This is a genomic window from Streptomyces sp. NPDC087440 (assembly GCF_044744005.1).
Lineage (GTDB): Bacteria > Actinomycetota > Actinomycetes > Streptomycetales > Streptomycetaceae > Streptomyces.
Genome location: NZ_JBIUXN010000025.1, coordinates 14,181 through 36,988, shown reverse-complemented (window position 1 = coordinate 36,988; position 22,808 = coordinate 14,181). Strand labels below are relative to the sequence as shown.

The 22,808-nt window shown below is 70.4% G+C and carries 22 protein-coding genes and 1 pseudogene; 10 read left to right on the top strand and 13 right to left on the bottom strand.

All coding sequences use genetic code 11. The features are described 5' to 3' along the window. Positions 1–79 precede the first annotated feature (79 nt). The 3 genes from ACIO3O_RS35690 (at position 80) to ACIO3O_RS35680 (ending at position 3,594) form a co-directional block, all read left to right on the top strand. Positions 80–517 carry a gamma-glutamylcyclotransferase gene (locus ACIO3O_RS35690; protein ID WP_189820906.1) on the top strand — a complete coding sequence of 146 codons (438 nt, stop codon included), beginning with the start codon at positions 80–82 and terminating at the stop codon, positions 515–517. 110 nt (positions 518–627) lie between these two features. Then, complete coding sequence (locus ACIO3O_RS35685) at positions 628–1,437, top strand: purine-nucleoside phosphorylase (RefSeq protein ID WP_401753057.1); 810 nt, start codon at positions 628–630, stop codon at positions 1,435–1,437. A gap of 489 nt (positions 1,438–1,926) precedes the next feature. After that, a complete protein-coding gene (locus ACIO3O_RS35680) occupies positions 1,927–3,594 on the top strand; it encodes a phospho-sugar mutase (RefSeq protein WP_401753056.1) in 1,668 nt (555 codons plus the stop codon). Positions 3,595–3,658: 64 nt separating this feature from the next. On the opposite strand, the gene ACIO3O_RS35675 is transcribed toward ACIO3O_RS35680, so the two are convergent. Both ACIO3O_RS35675 and ACIO3O_RS35670 read right to left on the bottom strand, forming a co-directional pair. After that, positions 3,659–3,862 carry a DUF397 domain-containing protein gene (locus ACIO3O_RS35675; RefSeq protein WP_401753055.1) on the bottom strand — a complete coding sequence of 68 codons (204 nt, stop codon included), beginning with the start codon at positions 3,860–3,862 and terminating at the stop codon, positions 3,659–3,661. Positions 3,863–3,875: 13 nt separating this feature from the next. Further along, the gene (locus ACIO3O_RS35670) at positions 3,876–4,727 is read right to left on the bottom strand and encodes a helix-turn-helix domain-containing protein (RefSeq protein ID WP_401753054.1); all 852 of its coding nucleotides are present in this window, start codon (positions 4,725–4,727) and stop codon (positions 3,876–3,878) included. Positions 4,728–4,975: 248 nt separating this feature from the next. Between ACIO3O_RS35670 and ACIO3O_RS35665 the strand changes: the two genes are divergently transcribed. Then, positions 4,976–5,470, top strand: coding sequence for an ATP-binding protein (locus tag ACIO3O_RS35665; RefSeq protein ID WP_401753053.1), 495 nt, complete (start codon positions 4,976–4,978; stop codon positions 5,468–5,470). A 26-nt stretch (positions 5,471–5,496) separates the two neighbouring features. On the opposite strand, the gene ACIO3O_RS35660 is transcribed toward ACIO3O_RS35665, so the two are convergent. The 9 genes and pseudogenes from ACIO3O_RS35660 to deoC form a co-directional block, all read right to left on the bottom strand. After that, positions 5,497–5,718 carry a hypothetical protein gene (locus tag ACIO3O_RS35660; RefSeq protein ID WP_401753052.1) on the bottom strand — a complete coding sequence of 74 codons (222 nt, stop codon included), beginning with the start codon at positions 5,716–5,718 and terminating at the stop codon, positions 5,497–5,499. A gap of 188 nt (positions 5,719–5,906) precedes the next feature. Beyond that, positions 5,907–6,218, bottom strand: coding sequence for a hypothetical protein (locus tag ACIO3O_RS35655; protein WP_401753051.1), 312 nt, complete (start codon positions 6,216–6,218; stop codon positions 5,907–5,909). A 522-nt stretch (positions 6,219–6,740) separates the two neighbouring features. Next, positions 6,741–6,905 carry a hypothetical protein gene (locus ACIO3O_RS35650; protein WP_401753050.1) on the bottom strand — a complete coding sequence of 55 codons (165 nt, stop codon included), beginning with the start codon at positions 6,903–6,905 and terminating at the stop codon, positions 6,741–6,743. Between the two features lie 128 nt (positions 6,906–7,033). Then, positions 7,034–7,393: pseudogene (locus tag ACIO3O_RS35645) on the bottom strand (RHS repeat-associated core domain-containing protein); the annotation flags it as partial. 372 nt (positions 7,394–7,765) lie between these two features. Next, positions 7,766–8,365 (bottom strand): RHS repeat-associated core domain-containing protein, encoded by a 600-nt coding sequence (locus ACIO3O_RS35640; protein WP_401753049.1) that lies wholly within the window; start codon positions 8,363–8,365, stop codon positions 7,766–7,768. A gap of 225 nt (positions 8,366–8,590) precedes the next feature. Next, positions 8,591–11,962 carry an RHS repeat-associated core domain-containing protein gene (locus tag ACIO3O_RS35635; protein WP_401753048.1) on the bottom strand — a complete coding sequence of 1,124 codons (3,372 nt, stop codon included), beginning with the start codon at positions 11,960–11,962 and terminating at the stop codon, positions 8,591–8,593. 427 nt (positions 11,963–12,389) lie between these two features. Next, entirely contained in the window at positions 12,390–13,313 is a 924-nt protein-coding gene (locus ACIO3O_RS35630; RefSeq protein ID WP_401753047.1) for an aldehyde dehydrogenase family protein, read from the bottom strand. Next, positions 13,306–14,742, bottom strand: a complete 1,437-nt coding sequence (locus tag ACIO3O_RS35625; protein ID WP_401753210.1) for an aldehyde dehydrogenase family protein — start codon at positions 14,740–14,742, stop codon at positions 13,306–13,308. The genes ACIO3O_RS35630 and ACIO3O_RS35625 overlap by 8 nt, the downstream gene beginning before the upstream one ends. Beyond that, positions 14,742–15,704, bottom strand: coding sequence for a deoxyribose-phosphate aldolase (deoC, locus tag ACIO3O_RS35620; protein WP_401753046.1), 963 nt, complete (start codon positions 15,702–15,704; stop codon positions 14,742–14,744). Before deoC ends, ACIO3O_RS35625 begins: the two co-directional genes overlap by 1 nt. Before the next feature lie 193 nt (positions 15,705–15,897). On the opposite strand from deoC, the gene ACIO3O_RS35615 reads away from it, so the two are divergent. Further along, positions 15,898–16,578: a PH domain-containing protein gene (locus tag ACIO3O_RS35615; protein ID WP_401753045.1), complete on the top strand. Its 681-nt coding sequence runs from the start codon at positions 15,898–15,900 to the stop codon at positions 16,576–16,578. A 55-nt stretch (positions 16,579–16,633) separates the two neighbouring features. Here ACIO3O_RS35615 and ACIO3O_RS35610 read toward each other — a convergent pair whose 3' ends face one another. Beyond that, positions 16,634–17,044, bottom strand: a complete 411-nt coding sequence (locus ACIO3O_RS35610) for a hypothetical protein (protein WP_401753044.1) — start codon at positions 17,042–17,044, stop codon at positions 16,634–16,636. A gap of 164 nt (positions 17,045–17,208) precedes the next feature. On the opposite strand from ACIO3O_RS35610, the gene ACIO3O_RS35605 reads away from it, so the two are divergent. After that, positions 17,209–17,871, top strand: coding sequence for a uridine kinase (locus ACIO3O_RS35605; protein ID WP_401753043.1), 663 nt, complete (start codon positions 17,209–17,211; stop codon positions 17,869–17,871). Between the two features lie 255 nt (positions 17,872–18,126). Here the strand turns inward: ACIO3O_RS35605 and ACIO3O_RS35600 are convergent, their stop codons facing one another. After that, a complete protein-coding gene (locus tag ACIO3O_RS35600) occupies positions 18,127–18,960 on the bottom strand; it encodes a SigE family RNA polymerase sigma factor (protein ID WP_401753042.1) in 834 nt (277 codons plus the stop codon). 205 nt (positions 18,961–19,165) lie between these two features. On the opposite strand from ACIO3O_RS35600, the gene afsQ1 reads away from it, so the two are divergent. The 4 genes from afsQ1 (at position 19,166) to ACIO3O_RS35580 (ending at position 22,779) form a co-directional block, all read left to right on the top strand. Further along, positions 19,166–19,843 carry a two-component system response regulator AfsQ1 gene (gene afsQ1 / locus ACIO3O_RS35595; protein WP_189820919.1) on the top strand — a complete coding sequence of 226 codons (678 nt, stop codon included), beginning with the start codon at positions 19,166–19,168 and terminating at the stop codon, positions 19,841–19,843. A 36-nt stretch (positions 19,844–19,879) separates the two neighbouring features. Continuing rightward, positions 19,880–21,406, top strand: coding sequence for a sensor histidine kinase (locus ACIO3O_RS35590; RefSeq protein WP_401753041.1), 1,527 nt, complete (start codon positions 19,880–19,882; stop codon positions 21,404–21,406). Then, on the top strand, positions 21,406–22,095 hold the full coding sequence (locus ACIO3O_RS35585; protein WP_401753040.1) for a hypothetical protein: 690 nt from the start codon (positions 21,406–21,408) through the stop codon (positions 22,093–22,095). The genes ACIO3O_RS35590 and ACIO3O_RS35585 overlap by 1 nt, the downstream gene beginning before the upstream one ends. 120 nt (positions 22,096–22,215) lie before the next feature. Then, the gene (locus ACIO3O_RS35580) at positions 22,216–22,779 is read left to right on the top strand and encodes a VanZ family protein (RefSeq protein ID WP_401753039.1); all 564 of its coding nucleotides are present in this window, start codon (positions 22,216–22,218) and stop codon (positions 22,777–22,779) included. The last annotated feature ends 29 nt before the right edge of the window (positions 22,780–22,808 follow it).

The following is a 22,808-nucleotide window of genomic DNA, read 5'->3' as shown; positions in this document are numbered from 1 at the left end:
CGCGCACGCCCTCACCTCTTCCGGTACGAGATCGCTTGTGCCCGTACGCGATCGGCGGGCCTCCCGTACCCTCGGAGCCATGTCGCTCTACGCCGCGTACGCCGGCAACCTCGACGCGCGGCTGATGTCCCGCCGCGCCCCGCACTCGCCGCTCCGTGGCACGGGCTGGCTCAACGGCTGGCGGCTGACGTTCGGCGGCGAGCAGATGGGCTGGGAGGGCTCGCTCGCCACGGTCGTCGAGGCCCCGCGCTCCCAGGTCTTCGTGGCCCTCTACGACATCGCGCCGATGGACGAGGACTCCATGGACCGGTGGGAGGGCGTCGGCCTGGACATCTACCGCCGGATGCGGGTGCGGGTACACACCCTGGACGGCGAGGAAGCCACCTGGATGTACGTCCTGAACGGGTACGAGGGCGGCCTGCCGTCCGCCCGCTACCTGGGCGAGATCGCGGACGCGGCGGAGTCGGCGGGGGCGCCGCACGACTACGTGATGGAACTCCGCAAGCGCCCCTGCTGACGCCTTCACGGGTCATTCGGGTCGTTCGTCGGAAAGTCCAACGCAACAATCGGGTTGCCGTCCGCCATGACATCTACGCGCGTAGGGCTGGAGCGGCTACCCTCTTCCGCGTGAACGCATCTGTTATTTCGGACCCCCACGCCGCCGCCGACGCCGCGGCCGCGCGCCTGCGCGAGCTCACCGGCGCCGAGACCCACGACGTCGCCCTCGTGATGGGCTCCGGCTGGGCCCCGGCCGTCGACGCCCTCGGTGAGCCCGAGAGCGAGTTCCTCGTCACCGAGCTGCCCGGCTTCCCGCCGGCGGCCGTCGTGGGACACGGCGGCAAGATCCGCTCGTACAAGATCGGCGACAAGCGCGCGCTGGTCTTCCTCGGCCGCACCCACTTCTACGAGGGCCGGGGCGTCGCCGCGGTCGCGCACGGCGTCCGTACGGCCGTCGCCGCGGGCTGCAAGACGATCATCCTGACCAACGGCTGCGGCGGTCTGCGCGAGGGCATGCGCCCCGGCCAGCCGGTCCTGATCAGCGACCACCTGAACCTGACGGCCACCTCGCCGATCATCGGCGCGAACTTCGTCGACCTCACCGACCTGTACTCGCCGCGGCTGCGCGCGCTCTGCAAGGAGGTGGACGAGACGCTGGAGGAGGGTGTCTACGTCCAGTTCCCCGGCCCGCACTACGAGACCCCGGCCGAGATCAACATGGTCCGTGTGATGGGCGGCGACCTGGTCGGCATGTCCACGGTCCTCGAAGCCATCGCCGCGCGCGAGGCGGGTGCGGAGGTGCTCGGCATCTCCCTGGTCACCAACCTGGCGGCGGGCCTCTCGGGCGAGCCCCTCAACCACGAGGAAGTCCTCCAGGCCGGCCGCGACTCGGCTGCCCGGATGGGCAGCCTGCTGGCCCGCGTCCTGGACCGGATCTAGTCCCTGTACGGGGTGGGGGGTGCGGCTCGGCCGGGGTCCGCTCCGTGCGGGTCCGTGGTGGCTGGGGTCCGCTCCGTGCGGGTGCGTCTCGGCTGGTCGCGCAGTTCCCCGCGCCCCTGAAGGGGCTGCTTCGCAGCCGCCTTCCCCCCGCCCCCCGTCCCGTTGGGCGGCGGGGCCGCCCCTCCCCTTCCCCCGCCCCCTTGGGCGGCGGGGCCGCCCCCCGGGGGCGGGACGGGCGGGCAAGGGGGCGGCCCGCCCGATACGGGCCCGCCCCGGTACCGGCCCTCTCGCCGCCGGGCCGCCCCGGTGCCGCCCCGGCCCGCACCCCGCGCACCGGCCCACCCCACACCGCGCCCCACCCGGACGGGTCCCGCCCACCCGGATGGCCCCCGGGCCCCGGCCCGCCCGGATGGGCCCCGCCCCGCCCGGGTACGGGTGCACCCAGCACCCCGAGCCCCCACCCCGTACACCTCCCCGAAAGGCGACCCAGTGCCCCAGGACACCACCCCGGACCTCCTCGCCCGCGCCAGCGCCTGGCTCGCCGAGGACCCCGACCCCGACACCCGCGACGAGCTCGCCAAGCTCATCGAGGCCCAGGACCTCCCCGCCCTGGCGGAAAGGTTCTCCGGCACCCTCCAGTTCGGCACCGCCGGCCTCCGCGGCGAGCTGGGCGCGGGCCCGATGCGCATGAACCGCTCCGTCGTGATCCGCGCCGCCGCCGGCCTCGCCGCGTACCTCGCCAAGCAGCCCGGCCACCCCCGCTCCACCGACGACCTGGTCGTCATCGGCTACGACGCCCGCCACAAGTCCGCCGACTTCGCCCGCGACACGGCCGCCGTGATGACGGGCATGGGCCTGCGCGCCGTGCTGCTCCCCCGCCCCCTCCCCACCCCCGTGCTGGCCTTCGCCATAAGGCACCTGGGCGCGGTCGCGGGCGTCGAGGTCACCGCCAGCCACAACCCGCCCCGCGACAACGGCTACAAGGTCTACCTCGGCGACGGCTCCCAGATCGTCCCCCCGGCGGACGCCGAGATCGCCGCCGAGATCGCCGCCGTCGCGGCCCTCGCCGACGTACCCCGCCCGGAGGACGGCTGGACGGTCCTGGACGAGGAGGTCCTGGAGGCCTACCTGGCGCGTACGGACGCGGTCCTGACCCCCGACAGCCCCCGCACCGCGCGCACCGTCTACACGGCCATGCACGGCGTCGGCAAGGACGTCCTGCTGGCCGCCTTCGCCCGCGCGGGCTTCCCCGAGCCGGTCCTGGTCGCCGAGCAGGCCGAGCCGGACCCCGACTTCCCGACCGTCGCCTTCCCCAACCCGGAAGAGCCCGGCGCGATGGACCTCGCCTTCGCGACGGCCCGCCGCACCCACCCCGACCTGGTCATCGCCAACGACCCCGACGCGGACCGCTGCGCCGTGGCCGTCCCCACGCCGGACGGCGACTGGCGCATGCTCCGCGGCGACGAGGTCGGCGCCCTGCTCGCCGCCCACATCGTCCGCAAGGGCACGGCGGGCCCCGACGCCGTCTTCGCCGAGTCGATCGTCTCCTCCTCCCTCCTCGGCCGTATCGCCGAGAAGGCGGGCATCGCGTACGAGGAGACCCTGACCGGCTTCAAGTGGATCGCCCGCGTCGAGAACATCCGTTACGGGTACGAGGAAGCCCTCGGCTACTGCGTCGACCCGGAGGGCGTCCGCGACAAGGACGGCATCACCGCCGCCCTCGCCATCACGGAACTGGCCTCCGAGCTGAAGGCCGAGAACCGCACCCTCCTGGACCTCCTCGACGAGCTGGCCCTCACCCACGGCCTGCACGCCACCGACCAACTCTCGGTCCGCGTCGAGGACTTGAGCATCATCGCCAACGCGATGGCCCGCCTGCGCACCGCTCCCCCCACCCAGCTGGCGGGCCTCCCGGTGACCTCCGCGGAAGACCTCACCCAGGGCACGGCGACCCTGCCCCCCACCGACGGCCTCCGCTACCACCTCACCGGTGCGCGTGTGATCGTCCGCCCGTCCGGCACGGAGCCCAAGCTCAAGTGCTACCTGGAGGTCGTGGTCCCGGTCGCGGACGCCACCGCCCTCCCGGCGGCCCACGCCACCGCCGCCGAGACCCTGGCCGCCATCAAGCGCGACCTGGCGGCAGCGGCGGGCATCTAGCCCCTCCGCGAAGTCCCGCCCCTCCCGGCCCGTCCCGGGGGAGGCGGGACTTTCCCGTACACGCCTAGGAGGAGCGCGGGCCCTCGAACTCCCCGGCCTTCACGCCCCGTACGAGCGCGCCGAGCGCGGACCGGCTCAGCGGGAGGACACGGTCGGGGTCCTCGCTCTCGCGCAGGGCCATCCCCGAGGTGCCCGTGGCCGCCACCTCGACGCAGGCGTTGCCCGAGGCTTCGGAGAACGAGGACTTGAGCCACTTCAACTCGGGCAAGGGGTGCGACCTTTCACACGTGCTTGACGATGCCGAGGATGAGGTCCCTCGACTCCTTCCGATTCAACGCCAGCGCCTCGCAAGCGTCCAGACGCCGCCGAAAGTTGGCCAGTTGCGTGGGCGAGTCGAGGAACACCGCCCCGACCGGGGAGTCCACTTCCACCGTGTCCAGGTGCGGGTTGGGCGCGGAGGCGTACATCAGCGTGTCCCCCGCCATGGGAAACCCTTCGGCCGCGAAGGGGATCACCAGCAGGTGCACGTTGGAGCGCTCGCTCTCCTCCAGCAGCCTGCTCAGCTGGGCAGCAGCCACCTGCCGCCCGCCGAACCGCATGCGCAGGGCAGCTTCGTGGATCATGCCGACGTACGGGACGCCGGGCTCTCCGCACACCACCGCGTGGCGACTCAACCGGTGCGCGATGCGCAGTTCCACTTCCAGGCGGGGAAGAGCGGGGACGTACAGGTCGAACAGTGCCCGCGCATGCTCCTCCGTCTGGAACAGCCCGGGAATATGGGCGGTCTGGAGGGTGCGCAGCGCCGTCGCGTGATGCTCCAGTTCCGCCACGTCCAGAAAGTCCGGCGGAATCTTGCCGCGGTACTCGTCCCACCACCCCTTGGAGCGGCCTCCCGTCATGGCGGTGAGCGCATCGATGAGTTCCGGGTCGTCGCACTCGTAGATGCTCGCCAGGCGACGCAGCCGCTCCTCGCTGATGCCGAACCGACCGGACTCGATGTTGGAGATCATCGTGCGGTCCGCCCCGAGCCGCTCGCCCGCCACGGGCGCGGACATCCCTATGGCCTCGCGCATCCGACGCAGTTCGGCGCCGAATCGACGCTGCCGGATGGTGGGTGCCTGACGCGGTGCCATGGGTCAACTCCTTGCTCGCGCGCACAGTTTGACCACCACGGGACGGAATGTCCACCCGCATCGGAGATACGACACGTTGTGATGAAGCGGGTAGCACGCGTCGTACTCAGCCCGCTACGGTGTGACCCGCACCACTCCCCACCGCGCCCAGCGGAAGCGCACCGGAGACCCCTGCCCGCCCGGGACGGCAGGCGGGCCCGGCATTGCCACCACCGGCGCAGCCACAACCGCACCGCAGGAGGTGCCCCGTGAGGAAAGAACCCCGACACCACGAACCCAGCAGCGCAGCCGAACCGCCGCACCCGGCCCCCATTCCCTTCCACGAGCCCTGGCAGTACGAGCTGCGCATCCCGTGCGACCCGCGAGGCCCCCGCATCGCCCGCCTGACCCTGCGCGCCGCACTCGAAGCCCATGGCCTCTCCGAACTCACCGACCACGCCGAGCTGTTGGCCTGCGAGCTGGCCACCAACTCCGTACGGCACACGAAGGGCCCGGCATCGGTCCGCCTGCACTGGCTGCACCCCGTACTCCGCGTCAGCGTCTGGGACCTGAGCCCGGAACTCCCGCACCCCTTCCGCAAGGCCCCCTCCGTCTACGCGGAGAACGGCCGCGGCCTCGCGATCCTGGACCTGGTCGCCGACCGGTGGGGCGGCTGCGCGACGGACGACGGCCCGTACGGCACGAACGGCAAGACCCTCTGGTTCGAACTCGCCCTCACCCCACCCCCCACGCTGACCGCGTGAGGTGAACGGCCCGAGCGAAACGCCGCCTACGCGACCCCGATCACCCCCACCAGCACGAGCACCCCCATCAGGGCCATCAGCCCGCCCACCACCACCGGCATGGTCCGCGCCGCACCCGGATGCCGTGCGTTGGCCCGCCCGAAGACATTCCGCTGCCCGGTGGCCCGCCGCGCGAAGGCTCCCCGCGTCAACACCAGCACCACCCCCAGAACAAGCGAGCCGCCCCCTACCAGCAACCGCTCTCCCACACCCGCCTCCTCATCTCCCCCTGCCGCGCCGCAGCAGGACCACCAACACCAGCGGCAACACCACAAAGAGGCAGACCAGCCCCAGGACGATCACCACCTCGACACCCCCGAGACTCACCAACTCCGCTCACCCCAACACCACTTGACGTCACCCATACCCTCCGACTTCCCCGACCCCCCGATGTGATTCAGGACCTGCCGGAAATCCCCTCGGACTTCGCCCCGCACATCACCCGGCCCCCGCAAGGCCACTCCCCCAGCAGATGCCCCGGCACCGGGCGTACTGGAACGAGACCCCGAGCAGGCCCGCCCAGCCTGAGACGTGGCGAAAGCCCGTCGGCGTACCGGTAGGGCTGGGAGACCATCTCCGTGAAGACACCGTCGACGCCGCGCGGGCTGTAGCGGTACTCGTTCACCTTCGCGCCGGTCTCGTCGGCCAGGGCCAGGACAGAGCCCAGTGCGTCGGAGAGGTAGTAGTACGACTTGCCCCCGGTCGTCATGGAATTCAGGCTTCTCCAAGCCTCCCGGTTGAATCCCATGTCCCTGGACGGGCCGTCTTCGCGGACAGGCCGAGCGGGCCGTTGGGTCTGCTGGGAGTGATGGGGCCAGGTGCAGCCCGTACGGGCTGCACCTGGCCCCATCACCTTATGACCGCCGGGGAACGGCATCCTCGGGGGTTCCTCTGGGGGGAGGCACGGTAATAGCCAGCAGCGCATTCCAATTCGCCGGTAGCTCCCGACGAGGCGTCACTGGCGCTCGCCTCATACCCGCCGCTCACGCCCGGGGTGCCGGCGCCCGCAGAGAGACCCAGGGGCCTCTTCGGTGAATCCCTTCGGTGCCACTGAGCAAGCGCAGGGTTGTCCCGGTCGAGCGACCGGGACAACCCTGCGCACAGTCAGCTAGTTCTTCTTTCGGCTTCGCATGATCACAATCACCGCGATGACAAGTCCCACGACGATGATTCCGATCGTCACCGGAGGGTTGTCACTCAAGTAGGCGGACAGGGAAACCATCTGCTCTCCTCACATCACTTCTCCCGCACCGACTTCCATTGCCCAGAAGGCAGAGTTCACGCCCCTTGCAGTGTTCTTGCCGACCTTCAGAAGGTCAGCGGCCAGTCCCACCTTTCCGCCGATGAGATTCACCATCGCACCGCCCGCGATTTCGGATCCGCTCTTCCCGTCCATGGCTCCACCGGCTGCTTCCATTCCAGCCCCAGCGACAGCGAGCCCTATGGACAGAGACATGGCCATGGGCACGAGGGCTCCCACAAGACCGACAGCCTGCCCGGCCCTGCCCTCCCCAACAGGGTGCCTCCCGAAATTCCGAAGAGGCTGAACGTGCCGTTGGGGTCGATGCGGTTGACGGGGTCGCCTTCGGCGTACAGGTAGGGGTTCTTTTCCTGGCCGGAGGGGTCGGGGCTGGTGAAGCGGCCGATGCGGGGGTCGTAGTAGCGGGCCTTGAGGTGGTACAGGCCGGTGGGGTCCTGGTAGCCGCCGGCGTACCGGTAGGGCTGGGAGACCTTCTCCGTGAAGACACCGTCAACGCCGCGGGGGCTGTAGCGGTACTCATTCACCTTCGCGCCGGTCTCGTCGGCCAGGGCCAGGACAGAGCCCAGTGCGTCGGTGAGGTAGTAGTACGACTTGCCCCCGGTCGTCATGGAATTCAGGGTGCCCTGGTCGCCGGTGGCGTGTTGCTGGCCCATGAAGGCGCGCGGTCCGAACCAAAGGGTCCGGACCGCGCACGGAGGCCGCCAGGAATCTATTTCAGCTTCGCTCCGCGGAGAAGTACCGTGCGAGTGCAAAGCCAGCAGCAGCTCCGACTGATGCTCCAATTGCCGTGAGGACAAGCAAACCCCAATCAAACCCCCCGCTAATCAAACGCGGAACGAAAGTGGCGATCGCACCCATCAACGCGCCTTGAACCGCTGCGCGACCACGCTTTGGGGCACCTACGCTCTGTGAATCTCGCATGCTTCCTCCGTGCTGCTGGGGTCCACCACAGGGTGGCCTTGCCCTGGCAAACAAGGCCACCCCTATTTCCGATGCTAGAAGAGGTTCCGGATGAACGGAGCCTTACTGAGCGGAGATGCGCCCAAAGCTCCGCCCAAGGCGCCGTTGTAGAAAGCGTCGGTCGTGTCCTCATTGTCGGCACCCCCGAGAGCAGCGCCGATCGCGGCCCCGGACCCGCCGCCGAGGGCACCCATTCCAATGCCTACCGCGATGCATCCGATTGTTGCGGCTGCACAAACGGCAGCAGTGGCAGCGCCCGCAACAACCGTGCCCAAAGCACCTCCTACCGTTTCCGTCACATCAGACAGCGAGAACAGTCCGCTGGGGTCGATGCGGTTGACGGGGTCGCCTTCGGCGTACAGGTACGGGTTCTTCTCCTGGCCCGACGGGTCAGGGCTGGTGAAGCGGCCGATGCGGGGGTCGTAGTACCGGGCCCCGTAGTGGTACAGGCCGGTCGGGTCCTGGTAGCCGTCGGCGTACCGGTAGGGCTGGGGGACCTTCTCCGTGAAGACGCCGTCGACGCCGCGCGGGCTGTAGCGGTACTCGTTCACCTTCGCGCCGGTCTCGTCCACGAGCGCGAGGACGGAGCCGAGTGCGTCGGTGAGGTAGTAGTACGACTTGCCCCCGGTCGTCATGGAGTTCAGGGTGCCCGAGGCTTCAGCACTGTGGTCGGGCATCGCAACGAACGACATTGCGGTGCCCGACCATTGTGCGCTCAGGTGGGGGCTACTTCCTTCTTCCCTTGATCAGGAAGGCAAGCAGGAAGCAAACCAGGGCTATACCAACAATCCATCCGATGCTTGGAAGGTAGCTGTAGCGCCCCGACTCAGCCAGGACCATCAACTCGTCACCTCCTCCATCTAACTCACTGCCTTTTCCGTCAGTTGGCCGACACCTTCACCAATGGCCATGCAGCCAGCACCGACGAGTGCACCACCAACCCCGGCGGTCGGCAGCCCGACCCCGACAGCAAGGGCGCCGCAAGCTACTTCACTCGCCTTGCCTGCTGCCCATCCGGCTGCCACGCCAGCAGCATCCCGCCAGTTCCCCTGCTCGACGGCCTCGGCAAATTCCGCACCTGACTTGATGTCGAGAGCCTTGGATACACCGCCCACGATGTTGCCAGCCACCTTTCCGAAAGAAAGGGTCCCTTGCGGGTCGATGCGGTTGACGGGGTCGCCTTCGGCATAGAGGTAGGGGTTCTTCTCCTGGCCCGACGGGTCGGGGCTGGTGAAGCGGCCGATGCGCGGGTCGTAGTAGCGGGCCTTGAGGTGGTACAGGCCGGTGGGGTCCTGGTAGCCGCCGGCGTACCGGTAGGGCTGGGAGACCTTCTCCGTGAAGACGCCGTCGACGCCGCGCGGGCTGTAGCGGTACTCGTTCACCTTCGCGCCGGTCTCGTCCGCGAGCGCGAGGACGGAGCCGAGTGCGTCGGTGAGGTAGTAGTACGACTTGCCCCCGGTCGTCATGGAGTTGAGGGTGCCCGAGGCTTCCCGGTTGAATCCCATGTCCCCCGTCGGGTCCGTCTTGGCGGACAGGCCGAGCGGGCCGTTGTGCATGGTGGTGTCGCCGTAGAAGAGGCGCTCGGACTGGTCGGTGGAACCGTACAGGCCGGTGTACTTCTTGCCCGCGACCGTCACCGAGGTCTGCTGCGAGTGATCCGACCAGATGCCCCCGGTGCGGGCGCGCTCGACGCCGCTGGCGCCGTCGGTCTCGTTGCCCGCCTTGTCGTAGCCCCACCCGGCGGTGGAACCGGCCCGGGAGATGACCTGCGAGGCGTCGTTGTACGTCAGCGCGATGCCGGACGGGCAGCCCTTCGCCGAACCCTGCGAGGTGAGGTTTCCGGCCGCGTCGTAGCAGTACTGGTAGGACGCGGCGAGGGTGGCGCCCTTCTTCTCCTCGGAGTAGGAGAAGCGGCCCGCGCTGTCGTAGGTGTAGGTCTTCGTCAGGCCCATCACCCCGTCCGTGGAGGTGCGGATCTTCGCCCCGTCCTTCGTCGCCGTACCGGCCACGTAGGAGTACGTGTACGAGGTGTTGGTGAGGGTGCCCTTCGGGGAGGTCGCCTTGATCAGGGTCGGGCGGCCGGACTTGTCCACGGTGACGTCCTGGACCGTCCCGCCGGGGTATGTGGTCTTGGTGCGCCTGTCGTTGGCGTTGTAGGCGTACGTCGTGGTCTTGCCCGAGGGGTCCTTCAGGGAGGTCAGGCGGTTCGCGGCGTCGTAGGTGTAGTCGGTCAGGCCCGCCGGGTCCTTGTAGGTGTCGACGTTTCCGGCGGCCGTGTAGGTGAGTTCGGTCTGCGAACCGTCCTGGAGAGTGCGGATCGTCTCGCGGGACAGCGGGTCGAAGGCGTACGTGATCAGGCCGCCGTCGTCCGTGCGCCGGGAGAGATTGCCGTCACCGTCGTACACGTAGCGGACGGTGGTCGTGGAGGAGGAGACCTCGGTGATGCGGTCGCGGGTGTCGTAGGTGAACACGGAGTTCACGCCGCGGCCGTCCACCGACGTCTCGACGCGGCCGAGAGCGTCGTAGGTGTAGGTGGTCTTGCCGAGCGGGGCGGGCGGGGTGACCTCGATCAGGTTGCCCTCACCGTCGTACTTGAACTTCGTCACCTTGCCGCGGGCGTCGGTGACCGTGCACCGCTGCCCCTCGAAACCACCACAGGTGGGGGTGGCCTTGTTGTAGGTGTACTTCTCGGTGCCGCCGCCCGCGCCGGAGACGGCCACCGATTCGGTGTTGCCCGCCGCGTCGTAGGTGAAGGAGGTCTTCTCGCCGTCGGCGGACTCCACCGTGCCGGGCACGTCCCGGCCCGCCTTCGTCGCGTACCCGCCGACCGCCGACGTCGCCCCGGTGGGGAGCTTCGCGGAGGTGGGGTTGTTGCGGGCGTCCCACCCGTAGGCGGTCTCGTTGCCCGGCGTGGTGCCCACACCCATCGCGTCCGTGGCCGTCTTGACGTTGTGGTTCGCGTCGTACGACGAAGAACGGTTGTGGCCCAGCGCGTCGATGGTCTTGGTGACGCCGCCGTCCTTGTTCAACTCGTAGGTGGTGGTGTGCTGTTCGGGGTCGGTGACCTTCGTCTTCCCCGACTCGTAGGAGTACGAGTAAGTCGGGCCCGTGTGCGCGTTGCCGTTGAAGGCCGTCGCCCGCTGCATCGAGGTGACGCGGTTGTTCGCGTCGTAGCCGAAGTTGGTGACCCGGCCGTCCGGGGTCGTGATCCTCGTCAGGCGGCGCGAGGAGTCGTACTCGAAGGACGTGGACTTGCCCGCCGTGTCGGTGGTCTTCGTGAGGTCACCGGCCGGGTTGAGGTCGAACACGGCGGTGCGGCCGGTGTGGTCCTTGGCCTGCCACTGCGAGGCATCCGTCTTCACCAGGTCCACGAACCGGCCCGAGCGGGTCTCGGTCAGCTTGAAACCCTTGTGCTCCGCACCCTCGTCGTGCTGGGTCACCGTGATGGTCCCGTTGTTGCTGTCGGTGACCTTCGTCAGCGTGCCGCCCGCGTTGTACGTGTCCTTCGAGCCGGACTTGCGGTCGGTCAGGGTGAAGGTGCCGTCCGCGTTCGCCTTCAGGTCCTTGGAGTACCCGGCGGGGGTGGTGTACGTCCCGTCGGCCTTCTTCGCGAAGCGCACCGAGGCACCCGTGGCATCGAACCAGGCGAACTCCGTGTCACTGACCTGCGCGTACCGCTCCCAGCCCTGCCACCACCGCTGGGACACCTTGCCCCACGGCGCGTCGATCGAGTTGTACGTCCGCGACAGCTGGAGGGACTGGCCCACACCCGCCACGTCGAAGTCCGTACCCGCCAGCATCAGGTTGCCGGTCGAGTAATTCACCCGCGCCACCAGGGAGTCGGTGATCCTGAAGTCCGAGATCCGGTGCCACGGGACCGCGCCCTGCCCCTTCGGAACGTCCGCCAGCAACGGAGCGGCCGGAGCCGCGAGCCGGGCCTTCTGCGAGGAGCGGGCGCGCTGCTTCTGCGCCGCACGCCACGCGGCACGGTCCTTCGACGGCACCGCCTCCGCGACCGGCGCCGGGGCCTTGTTCGTGCCCACCTTCACCGGCGGGATCGGCAGCTTCGTCGCCGTCTTGCCCCACACCGAGGAGGCCGGGACGGGCGGCGGCTTCACCGGGTCGGCCATCGCCGTTGGGAGCGCTCCCGCACCCAGGGCGAGAACCGCCAGGGCCACCGTCAGCGAGCGTCTTGCCCGTACCTGCGTACGGGCATGGGTGTGCTTCTGCATCAACTTCCCCCCACGGAAAGTCAGTTACCGGCGACCCCCATGACCACCGGAGGCGCACACAGTCACACAGGTCCCACACGAATATGTGGGCCGTGCCCCCATCTTTCGAACACATGCGCGCAGGAACTAGCCCCTCCCCTTCGAGGGGAAAGTCATGACATCCCGGGATGGAAGCGCAGGTTCCGAGAAGCGGTGCAGGTAAAGGCAAGGCAAGGAATGGCGCGTTTCGTTCGTCGCCCGCGTGGGAGGGATGCGCCGCCGAGAACCTTTCGCACACAGGTGCAACACACATGAGGAGTGGGACACTTCGCGCGGAAGTGTCCCACCCCTCAACGGCCTCACCCCGGTGCGGCCCCGCCCCGCCCACGCAAGAGCCCCGCTCCCCCTGTGCGGGGAAGCGGGGCTCAAGGGCGGTCGCCCGGAGGGCTCAGTAGGCCGAGCCCGACGCGCCCAGCGAGCCCGTCGGGTGCCAGACCGTCTTGGTCTCCAGGAAGGCGGTGAGGCGCTCCGTGCCCTGCGGGGCCGTCCAGTCCGGGGCGGAGGACGGGCGCAGGACGCGCTTCAGGTTGTCGGCCGCGGCGATCTCCAGGTCGCGGGCCAGGTCGGAGCCGTGGCCCGCGCCCGTGAGGTCCAGCGCGTTGACGTCCTGGTGGGCGGCGAGGGAGGGGGCGATCTCCGAGGCCTTGCCGGTGAGGATGTTGATCACGCCGCCCGGGAGGTCGGAGGTGGCCAGCACCTCGCCCAGGGAGAGGGCGGGGAGCGGGGCCGCTTCCGAGGCGATCACGACGACCGTGTTGCCGGTCGCGATGACGGGGGCGACCGTCGAGATCAGGCCGAGGAAGGAGGAGTCCTGCGGGGCGACGACCGCGACGACACCCGTCGGCTCCGGGGTGGAGAGGTTGAAGAAGGGACCGGCCACCGGGTTCCCGCCGCCCGCGATCTGGGCGATCTTGTCCGTCCAGCCCGCGTACCAGACCCAGCGGTCGATCGCCGCGTCGACGACCGCGCCCGCCTTGGACTTGGAGAGGCCCTCGGCGTCGGCGACCTCGCGCAGGAACTGGTCGCGGCGGCCCTCCAGCATCTCGGCGATGCGGTAGAGGATCTGGCCACGGTTGTACGCCGTCGCGCCCGACCAGCCGCCGAACGCCTTGCGGGCCGCGACGACCGCGTCACGGGCGTCCTTGCGGGAGGAGAGGGGGGCGTTGGCGAGCCAGGCCCCCTTGCTGTCGGTCACTTCGTACACCCGGCCGCTCTCGGAACGGGGGAACTTGCCCCCGACGTACAGCTTGTAGGTCTTGAAAACGCTCAGCCGCTTCGCGTCGGACTGCTTCACGTCGGTCGACTCAGACATCGAGGTACGCCTCCAGGCCGTGGCGACCGCCCTCGCGGCCGTAACCCGACTCCTTGTAGCCGCCGAACGGCGACGTGGGGTCGAACTTGTTGAATGTGTTGGCCCAGACGACGCCCGCCCGGAGCTTGTTCGCGACCGCGAGGATGCGCGAACCCTTCTCCGTCCAGATGCCGGCGGAGAGGCCGTACTGCGTGTTGTTGGTCTTGGCGACGGCCTCGTCCGGGGTGCGGAAGGAGAGGACCGACAGCACCGGGCCGAAGATCTCGTCGCGGGCGACCGTGTGCGCCTGGGTGACGTTCGTGAAGAGCGTCGGGGCGAACCAGTAGCCGGAGGAGGGGAGTTCGCAGGGAGCGGACCAGCGCTCGGCGCCCTCGGCCTCGCCCGTCTCCGCGAGTGCGGTGATACGGGCCAGCTGTTCGGCGGAGTTGATCGCGCCGATGTCGGTGTTCTTGTCGAGCGGGTCGCCCAGGCGGAGCGTGGACAGGCGGCGCTTCAGGGCGTCCAGCAGCTCGTCCTGGATGGACTCCTGGACGAGGAGGCGGGAGCCCGCGCAGCAGACCTGGCCCTGGTTGAAGAAGATGCCGGTGACGATGCCCTCGACGGCCTGGTCGATGGGCGCGTCGTCGAAGACGATGTTCGCGCCCTTGCCGCCCAGCTCGAGGGTGACCTTCTTCGACGTGCCCGCTACCGAGCGCGCGATGGCCTTGCCGACCGCCGTGGAGCCGGTGAAGGCGACCTTGTTGACGTCCGTGTGGTTGACCAGGGCCGCGCCCGTGTCCCCGTAACCGGGGAGGATGTTGACGACGCCGCGCGGCAGGCCCGCCTGGCGGCAGATGTCGGCGAAGAACAGCGCGGAGAGCGGGGTCGTCTCGGCGGGCTTCAGGACGACCGTGTTGCCGGTGGCGAGCGCCGGGGCGATCTTCCAGGCCAGCATCAGGAGCGGGAAGTTCCAGGGGATGACCTGGCCCGCGACGCCCAGCGGGCGGGGGTTCTCCCCGTACCCGGCGTGCGAGAGCTTGTCGGCCCAGCCCGCGTAGTAGAAGAAGTGCGCGGCGACCAGGGGGAGGTCGGCGTCCCGCGTCTCCTTGATCGGCTTGCCGTTGTCCAGGGTCTCCAGGACGGCCAGCTCGCGCGAGCGCTCCTGGATGATGCGGGCGATGCGGAAGAGGTACTTCGCGCGCTCGGAGCCCGGCAGCGCGGACCACTTCTCGAAGGCCTTGCGGGCGGCCTTCACGGCACGGTCCACGTCGTCCTGACCGGCGAGGGCGACCTCGGAGAGGACTTCCTCGGTGGAGGGCGACACGGTCTTGAAGACCTTGCCGTCGGCCGCCTCGGTGAACTCGCCGTCGATGAACAGGCCGTAGCTCGGCGCGATGTCGACGACTGCGCGCGACTCCGGCGCGGGTGCGTACTCAAAAGTCATGCGGATCAGTCCACCGTCACGTAGTCGGGGCCGGAGTAACGGCCCGTGCTGAGCTTCTGACGCTGCATCAGCAGGTCGTTGAGGAGAGAGGACGCGCCGAAGCGGAACCAGTGGTTGTCCAGCCAGTCCGCGCCCACGGTCTCGTTGACCAGCACCAGGAACTTGATCGCGTCCTTGGTGGAGCGGATGCCGCCGGCCGGCTTCACGCCGATCTGGATGCCGGTCTGCGCGCGGTAGTCCCGTACGGCTTCCAGCATGAGGAGGGTGTTGGGCGGGGTGGCGTTGACGGCCACCTTGCCCGTCGAGGTCTTGATGAAGTCGGCCCCGGCCAGCATGCCGAGCCAGGAGGCACGGCGGATGTTGTCGTACGTCGACAGCTCGCCGGTCTCGAAGATGACCTTGAGGCGGGCCTTGTCGCCGCACTCCGCCTTCACGGCGACGATCTCCTCGTAGACCTTCAGGTAGTGCCCGGCGAGGAAGGCTCCCCGGTCGATCACCATGTCGATCTCGTCCGCGCCTGCCTCGACGGCGTCACGCACGTCGGCCAGCTTGACGGGGAGGGCGGCGCGGCCCGCCGGGAACGCGGTCGCGACGGACGCGACCTTGATCCCCGTACCGGCCAGGGCCTCCTTGGCGGTGGCCGCCATGTCGGGATACACGCAGATCGCGGCGACCGTGGGGGTCGTGCGGTCGGTGGGGTCCGGGTGGGCGCCCTTGGCGCACAGCGCCCGGACCTTGCCCGGGGTGTCCGCGCCTTCGAGCGTGGTCAGGTCGATCATCGAGATGGCCAGGTCGATGGCGTACGCCTTGGCCGTGGTCTTGATCGAGCGCGTGCCGAGCGCGGCGGCGCGGGCCTCCAGGCCGACGGCGTCGACGCCGGGCAGCCCGTGCAGGAAGCGGCGCAGTGCGCTGTCGGACGCGGTCGCGTCGACAAATGCGGATGCGGGAGCGGATGCAGAGGTGGGCATGGTCACCACTGGAGCATATCTACGCGCGTAGCGGCCTGTACACCCCGAGGGCGGACCGAGCGCGAAACCGGACCCGGAGACCGTGGGGACAACGGCCGCACCGCCCCGGAAGGAACCACGTCCGCACCACTCCGGAAGAGAGCACCGCCCCACACGCTTCGGACTCGAACGCACGTCAGGCAGAATCGGGCCCATGACTAGCACCGGCCCCTCGTCCTCGCCCGGCTCCCCCGGCTCCTCCGGCCCGTCCGGCGAGCCGACGGCCTACGCCGACCGCGTCTTCCGCTCCGGCGCCGGCGTCTTCTGGGGCTGCGCCATGCTCGCCGTCGTGGCCTGGCTGACCATCGACGCGATGGTCAAGGGCGACGCCGCGACGATCTGGAAGGTGCTGGCCGGACTGCTGTTCGCGGTGCCGCTGATCGTCGCCCTCACGATCCGGCCCGCCGTGTACGCGGGCGCCGACCGGCTGCTCATCCGCAATCCGTTCCGTACGATCACGCTGCCCTGGGCGGCGGTCGACGCGGTCCGCTCCGGCTACTCCAGCGAGGTGCTGGCCGACGGGGCGAAGTACCAGATGTGGGCGATCCCGGTCTCGATCCGCCAGCGCAAGAAGGCCATCCGCAACCAGGCCCGGTCCGCCGCGTCCAACGACCCCTCCTCCACCCGGGCCTCCTTCGGCCGCTCCGCCGCGAGCTCGGGCAAGCCGACGGTCTCGATGAGCGACCAGACCGTCCGCGACCTCCAGGAACTCGCCGAGTCCCGGGCCTCCGAGCCCACCGCCCAGGGCAAGCCGACCGTGCGCTGGGCGCTGGAGATCATCGCGCCGTGCGCGGTGGGCCTGGTGGCACTGATCGTGCTGCTGGCCGCCGCCTGAGCCACTCGCGTACGGGGCTCTCGTACGAATCGGGCGGCGGCCCGCAGGGGACGGCTCAGCCCGGCAGGACCGAGGTGACCTTGCCCGCGACCGGCAGGTCCTTCAGGGAGCCGCCCTTGGCGAGAGGGTCCGTGGCCGCCCCGGTGCTGACCGGCTTGAAGTCCGCCACCTGAGTGCCGACGGTGTTGCTCAGCGGGTCGACCTCCGTCCCGGCGAGCGGGTCCAGCCGCATGTTCTTGGCCGGGGCGAGCCCTCCGGTCGCCGAGTGCGTGACCGCTCCGGTGAGCGCCTGCCCCGGGCTCGTGCCGAACTCGTCCAGTGCATCGCCGACCCCCGCCAGCGGCGCGGCGGGCGCGGCCTGTGCCGCACCCGATCCCGCCGCCAGCGCGGCGCCCACCGCCGTCACGGTGAGCCCGGCCTTCAGGAGGCTGCGGCGCGGGGACTTGGAAGCTGCGTGGCGTGCCATGGATGGGGTTACCCGTCTGCCTAGGGAGCAAGGTGGTCCGCCCGCACACACGTTCCCATATGCGTAATCGCGAGCACACGCAGCGTAGTTGAAACGGATCGCCGACACCGTGTGCCGTCGCCCGGGGAGACCTGGAGGGGGACCATGCCGCACACTTGTCTCCCGTGAGCTCTACACCCCTCTCCGCCCGCGTCGTCCTCCTCACGGGTCCCTCCGGTTCCGGAAAGTCGTCCCTCGCGGCCCGCGCCCAGCTGCCGGTGCTGCGCCTCGACGACTTCTACAAGGAGTGCACGGACCCCACGTTGCCCCTGGTCGAGGGCAGTGCGGACATCGACTGGGACTCCCCGCTGTCCTGGGACGCGGACGTCGCGATGGCCGCCATCGAGGAGCTGTGCCGGTCCGGTCGTACGACCGTTCCCGTGTACGACATCGCCACCAGCTCACGGGTGGGCGAGGAGGCGCTCGACATCGACCGCACGCCCCTGTTCGTCGCGGAGGGCATCTTCGCCGCCGACATCGTGGCCCGCTGCCGCGAGCTGGGGGTGCTGGCCGACGCCCTGTGCCTGCGCGGGCGCCCCTTCACGACCTTCCGCCGCCGCCTGCTGCGGGACCTGCGCGAGGGCCGCAAGTCGGTGCCGTTCCTGCTGCGGCGCGGCCTGCGTCTGATGCGGGCCGAGCGCGGCATCGTGGCCCGGCACACGGAGCTGGGCGCGCACCCGTGCGCCAAGGACGAGGCCCTGGGCCGCCTGGCCGCCGCCGCGGCGGGCCGCTGCCCGGGCGCGGGCCGGCCGGTCCGCCCCCGCACCGCCGAGGCCGAAGCGGCATAGCCGCACAGCCGCACAGCCGCACAGCCGCACAGCCGCACAGCCGCACAGCCGCACAGCCGCACAGCCGCACAGCCGCAGGGCAAACGAAAACGGGACCCCGTCAGACCCCCCGGCCGACGTGGTCCCGCTCCGCTTCCCCCGTACCCCCCCCGTGATCCCCCGTGGGCTCCCCCCGGACCCCACGTGGTTCCCCCCGCTTCCCCCGTGTCCCCCCTGCTTCCGCCGCCTCCCCCGAAGCGACGGCCCCCGCATCCTTCAGGCGACCAGCTCGCCGAAGGATTCCTCCTCGTCACGGCCGAAGCTGAGGACCTCGTCCTCACGCAGCCGGCGGAGCGACCGCCAGATGCTCGACTTCACCGTGCCGACACTGATGTCGAGGATGTCCGCGATCTCGGGATCGGTGCGGCCCTCGTAGTAGCGCAGGACGAGCATCGTGCGCTGGAGCTCGGGGAGGCGCGCCAGGGCCTGCCACAGGACCGCGCGCAGTTCCGTGCCGCGCATGGCGTCCGTGTCGCCGACCGTCTCCGGCAGCTCCTCCGTCGGGTACTCGTTCAGCTTGCGGCGCCGCCACTGGCTGATGTGCAGGTTGGTCATGGTGCGGCGGAGGTAGCCCCCGACCGCCGCCTTGTCGCTGATCCTGTCCCAGGCGCGGTACGTCGAGAAGAGGGCGCTCTGCAGCAGGTCCTCCGCCTCGAAGCGGTCGCCGGTCAGGTGGTAGGCGGTCGCGTACAGGGAGGCGCGGCGCTCCTGGACGTAGGCGGTGAACTCCGCCTCCGCCGCAGTCGCGGGCGTCCGCTCCCCCGAGCCCTCCCCGTACGTCTCCGTCGTGGCGGTCGCTGCCGACGCTCCCCCGAACGTCCCCCCGGCAGCTTCCCCGTTCCCCCCGGTTCCCCCCGGTACGTCGACGACCGTCATGTAGCCGTACGTGTTGTTGCTGTACGACGACGCCCGCTGACGCCCGATGCCGCGACCGCACCCCCGCCCGGTCACAGCACCGGACTTCTCCCCGCCCCGGACGATCTCGCTCCGTACGACGTCGTGGAGACGCGTGACAACTGCGCTTGAGTTGGTGCTGTGCAGTGCGTTCATCTCGCGCCCCCCGTCGGTGGAGTCCGTAGCAGTTCGTGTGATGAAGAGCTTGCCCGCGCAGTTTCATCGCGTTGTCCGGCGACTGTCACAGGCGCGTCACAGGGCACACCGAACACCCGTACCAGGAAGGGCCCGAAGCAGGCCACGGCGGATGGGAGCGCTCCAACTGTCGAACTCGTACGCCCCCATGGGCCAGAATGGCCGGGTGCCTTTCCTGTTGCTGATCGAGGACGACGACGCCATCCGTACGGCGCTTGAGCTGTCGCTCACGCGCCAAGGGCACCGTGTTGCCACGGCCGCCACGGGCGAGGACGGTCTGAAGCTGCTGCGTGAGCAGCGCCCTGACCTCATCGTTCTGGACGTGATGCTGCCCGGCATCGACGGTTTCGAGGTGTGCCGCAGGATCAGACGCACCGACCAGCTGCCGATCATCCTGCTCACCGCGCGCAGCGACGACATCGACGTCGTGGTGGGTCTGGAGTCCGGCGCGGACGACTACGTGGTGAAGCCCGTGCAGGGGCGGGTGCTCGACGCCCGCATCCGGGCCGTGCTGCGGCGCGGTGAGCGCGAGGCCAACGACGCGGCGTCGTTCGGCTCCCTCGTCATCGACCGGTCCGCGATGACCGTGACGAAGAACGGCGAGGACCTGCAACTCACGCCGACCGAGCTGCGTCTCCTGCTGGAGCTGAGCCGTCGCCCCGGACAGGCGCTGTCGCGGCAGCAGTTGCTGCGGCTGGTGTGGGAGCACGACTACCTCGGCGACTCGCGGCTGGTCGACGCCTGTGTGCAGCGGCTGCGGGCGAAGGTCGAGGACGTGCCGTCCTCGCCGACGCTGATCCGTACGGTCCGTGGCGTGGGCTACCGGCTGGACACCCCTTCGTGAGCCTGGACACCCCTTCGTGAGTTTGGACACCTCTTCGTGAGTACGGTCGCCAAGCGGGCCCTGATCGCCGGGCTGCGCTGGACCAGCCTGCGCCTGCGGCTGGTGGTGGTGTTCGCGCTGGTCGCGCTGACGGCCGCGGTGTCGGTGGCGGGGATCGCGTACTGGCTCAACCGGGAAGCGGTGCTCACGCGCACGCAGGACACCGCGCTCAACGACTTCCGGCAGGCCATGCAGGACCGGGTGGCCAAGCTGCCGCTGCGGCCGACGCAGGCCGAACTCCAGGGGGCCGCGCAGCAGATGGCGGCGATGAGCGCCAAGCCCGGTTACAGCGTGCTGCTGGTGGACTCCCGGGAGGGCGGACAGCCGGTCGTGGGCTACTCCGACCTCGACGCGTTCACGTTGAAGAAGGTGCCGCCGAAGCTCCAGGAGCAGGTCAACCGCGAGCAGCCGATCACCGCGGGCAACGCGTATCCGTACCACCTGTTCTGGGTGCGGACGAACATCGACGGCCTGCCGTATCTGGTGGGCGGCGCGAAGGTGATCGGCGGCGGGCCCACCGGGTACATGCTGACCTCGCTCAAGCAGGAGCGGGACGACCTCAACTCGCTGGCCTGGTCGCTGGGGATCGCCACCGGGCTGGCCCTGCTGGGCTCCGCGCTGCTGGCGCAGGCCGCGGCCACGACCGTACTGAAGCCCGTGCAGCGGCTGGGGGACGCGGCCCGGCGGCTGGGCGAGGGGAAGCTGGACACCCGGCTGCGGGTGTCGGGGACGGACGAACTCGCCGATCTGTCGCGGACCTTCAACCGGACGGCGGCCCAACTGGAGAAGAAGGTCGCGGACATGAGCGCCCGCGAGGAGGCGAGCCGGCGGTTCGTCGCCGACATGTCGCACGAGCTGCGCACCCCGCTGACCGCGATCACGGCCGTCGCCGAGGTGCTGGAGGACGAGGCGGACAGCCTCGACCCGATGATCGCGCCCGCCGTGCACCTGGTGGTGAGCGAGACCAGGCGGCTCAACGACCTGGTCGAGAACCTGATGGAGGTCACCCGCTTCGACGCGGGCACCGCCCGCCTGGTGCTGGACGACGTGGACGTCATGGACCAGGTGACGGCCTGCCTGGACGCGCGGGCGTGGCTGGACGCGGTGGAGCTGGACGGCGAGCGCGGCATGATGGTCCGGCTCGACCCCCGGCGGCTCGACGTGATCCTGGCGAACCTGGTCGGCAACGCGCTCAAGCACGGCGGCTCGCCCGTCCACGTGTCGGTGCGGGCGCTCGACGGCGAGCTGGTCATCGAGGTGCGGGACAACGGGCCCGGCATCCCCGCCGACGTCCTGCCGCACGTCTTCGACCGCTTCTACAAGGCGAGCGCCTCGCGCCCGCGCTCCGAGGGCAGCGGCCTCGGACTCTCCATCGCCATGGAGAACGCGCACATCCACGGCGGCGACATCACCGCCGCCAACTCGCCCGACGGCGGCGCGGTGTTCACCCTGCGCCTGCCGAGGGACGTGGAACCCGAGGGCGGCCGCAACGACGACGCGCAGGTGCGCGAGGAGCAGAGCTGATGACGACCCTGGGTGACGCGGACCGTGCACGTCTCGTCCGTCTGCGTCGGGTACGCCGTGTACGTCGTCGGGTCGGGCTCCTGGCTGCCGCGCTCGGCGTCCTGGTGACCGGCACCGCCTGCGGCATCCGCACCACACAGGTGCCGGTGGACGCGGGGGCGGCGCCCTCCCGGGTGTCCTGCGACGTGCCCGCCCGGAAGAACGACGTCCCCGAGCAGGGCGCCACGGTACGGGTGTTCCTGGTGTGCGGGGCGGGGCTGGTGTCGGTGCAGCGCGTGGTGGGCGTACCGGAGCAGGCGCTCGCGTCGGACCGGCTGCGGGCGGCGCAGACGCTGCTGGACGAGCTGCAGAAGGAGCCGTCGGCGGCGGAGGACCAGGCGGGGTTCACCACGGACGTACGGGACTCGCTGACGGTGTCGGCGCCCCGGGGCACCGACTCCCCGCGGGCGCTGCGGCTCAACCGGCAGCCCGACGACCTGCCCACGCACGCGCTGGCCCAGATCGTCTGCACGTACTCCGGGAGCGCGGCCGACGACGGCGGCGGCGCGGTGGAGCTGGGCGGCCCCTCCGAGGACCCGCCGCGCGCCTACCAGTGCACGGCCGCCCTGAAGGCCCGCCCGGAGACGGTGCCGACGCTGGGCGACGTGCGCGGGACGCCGCCGATGCCCCCGACGCCCCCGACGGGCTGAGCGGGCGGCCGGTCCCGCACCGTACAAAGGCCCGCGTTCCGCAGGGGGCGGGTGCCGCCTTCCGGGGAGTCTTGGGCGTACTCCGGAACCGATCCGGACGGGGGGCGCGTCTAGGGGGGCGTGCGTCCAGGTCCGAGCGGCAGCAGTGCCGTCATCCGCTTCCGCGTGGCGGGGAGTCTTCTCCTCCTCGCGCATCTTCTGTTCGTGGCGTGGGTCTGTCTGCGGCCACTCGACGACGTGCAGTGGGTGACCGCCCCCAATCTCCGGCCGCTGGCGGGCCTGCGGGCCGATCTCGCGCTCGGGCCCGTCGAGGCGGCCCGCCGGATCGGGTCGGGGCTGCTGCTGCTCGCCCCGCTGGGGGTGCTGCTGCCCATGGCGGGCGGTCGGCTGCGGGTGTCCCCGTTCGTCTCGCTGCTGCGGACCGTGGCGGCCGGAGCACTGCTCTCGCTGGGGATCGAGTTGTGGCAGACCGGGGTGCCCGGTCAGGTCGTGGACGTGGACGCCGTCCTGCTGAACACCGTGGGGGTGGCGCTGGCCCACCTGCTCGTCGTACCGCTGACCCGGGCGCGGCTGCGGCGCAGGTGGGAGCGGGCTCGTACCCGGGTAGGGGGTGCGTCCCCCAGGGAGGAGGAGTCAGTCTTGGGGTCGACCCCGAGGATTTCCAGGGTCGGGGTCGCCCCGTAGGGCGATGCCCGGTCCGGGCGGCGGCGGGA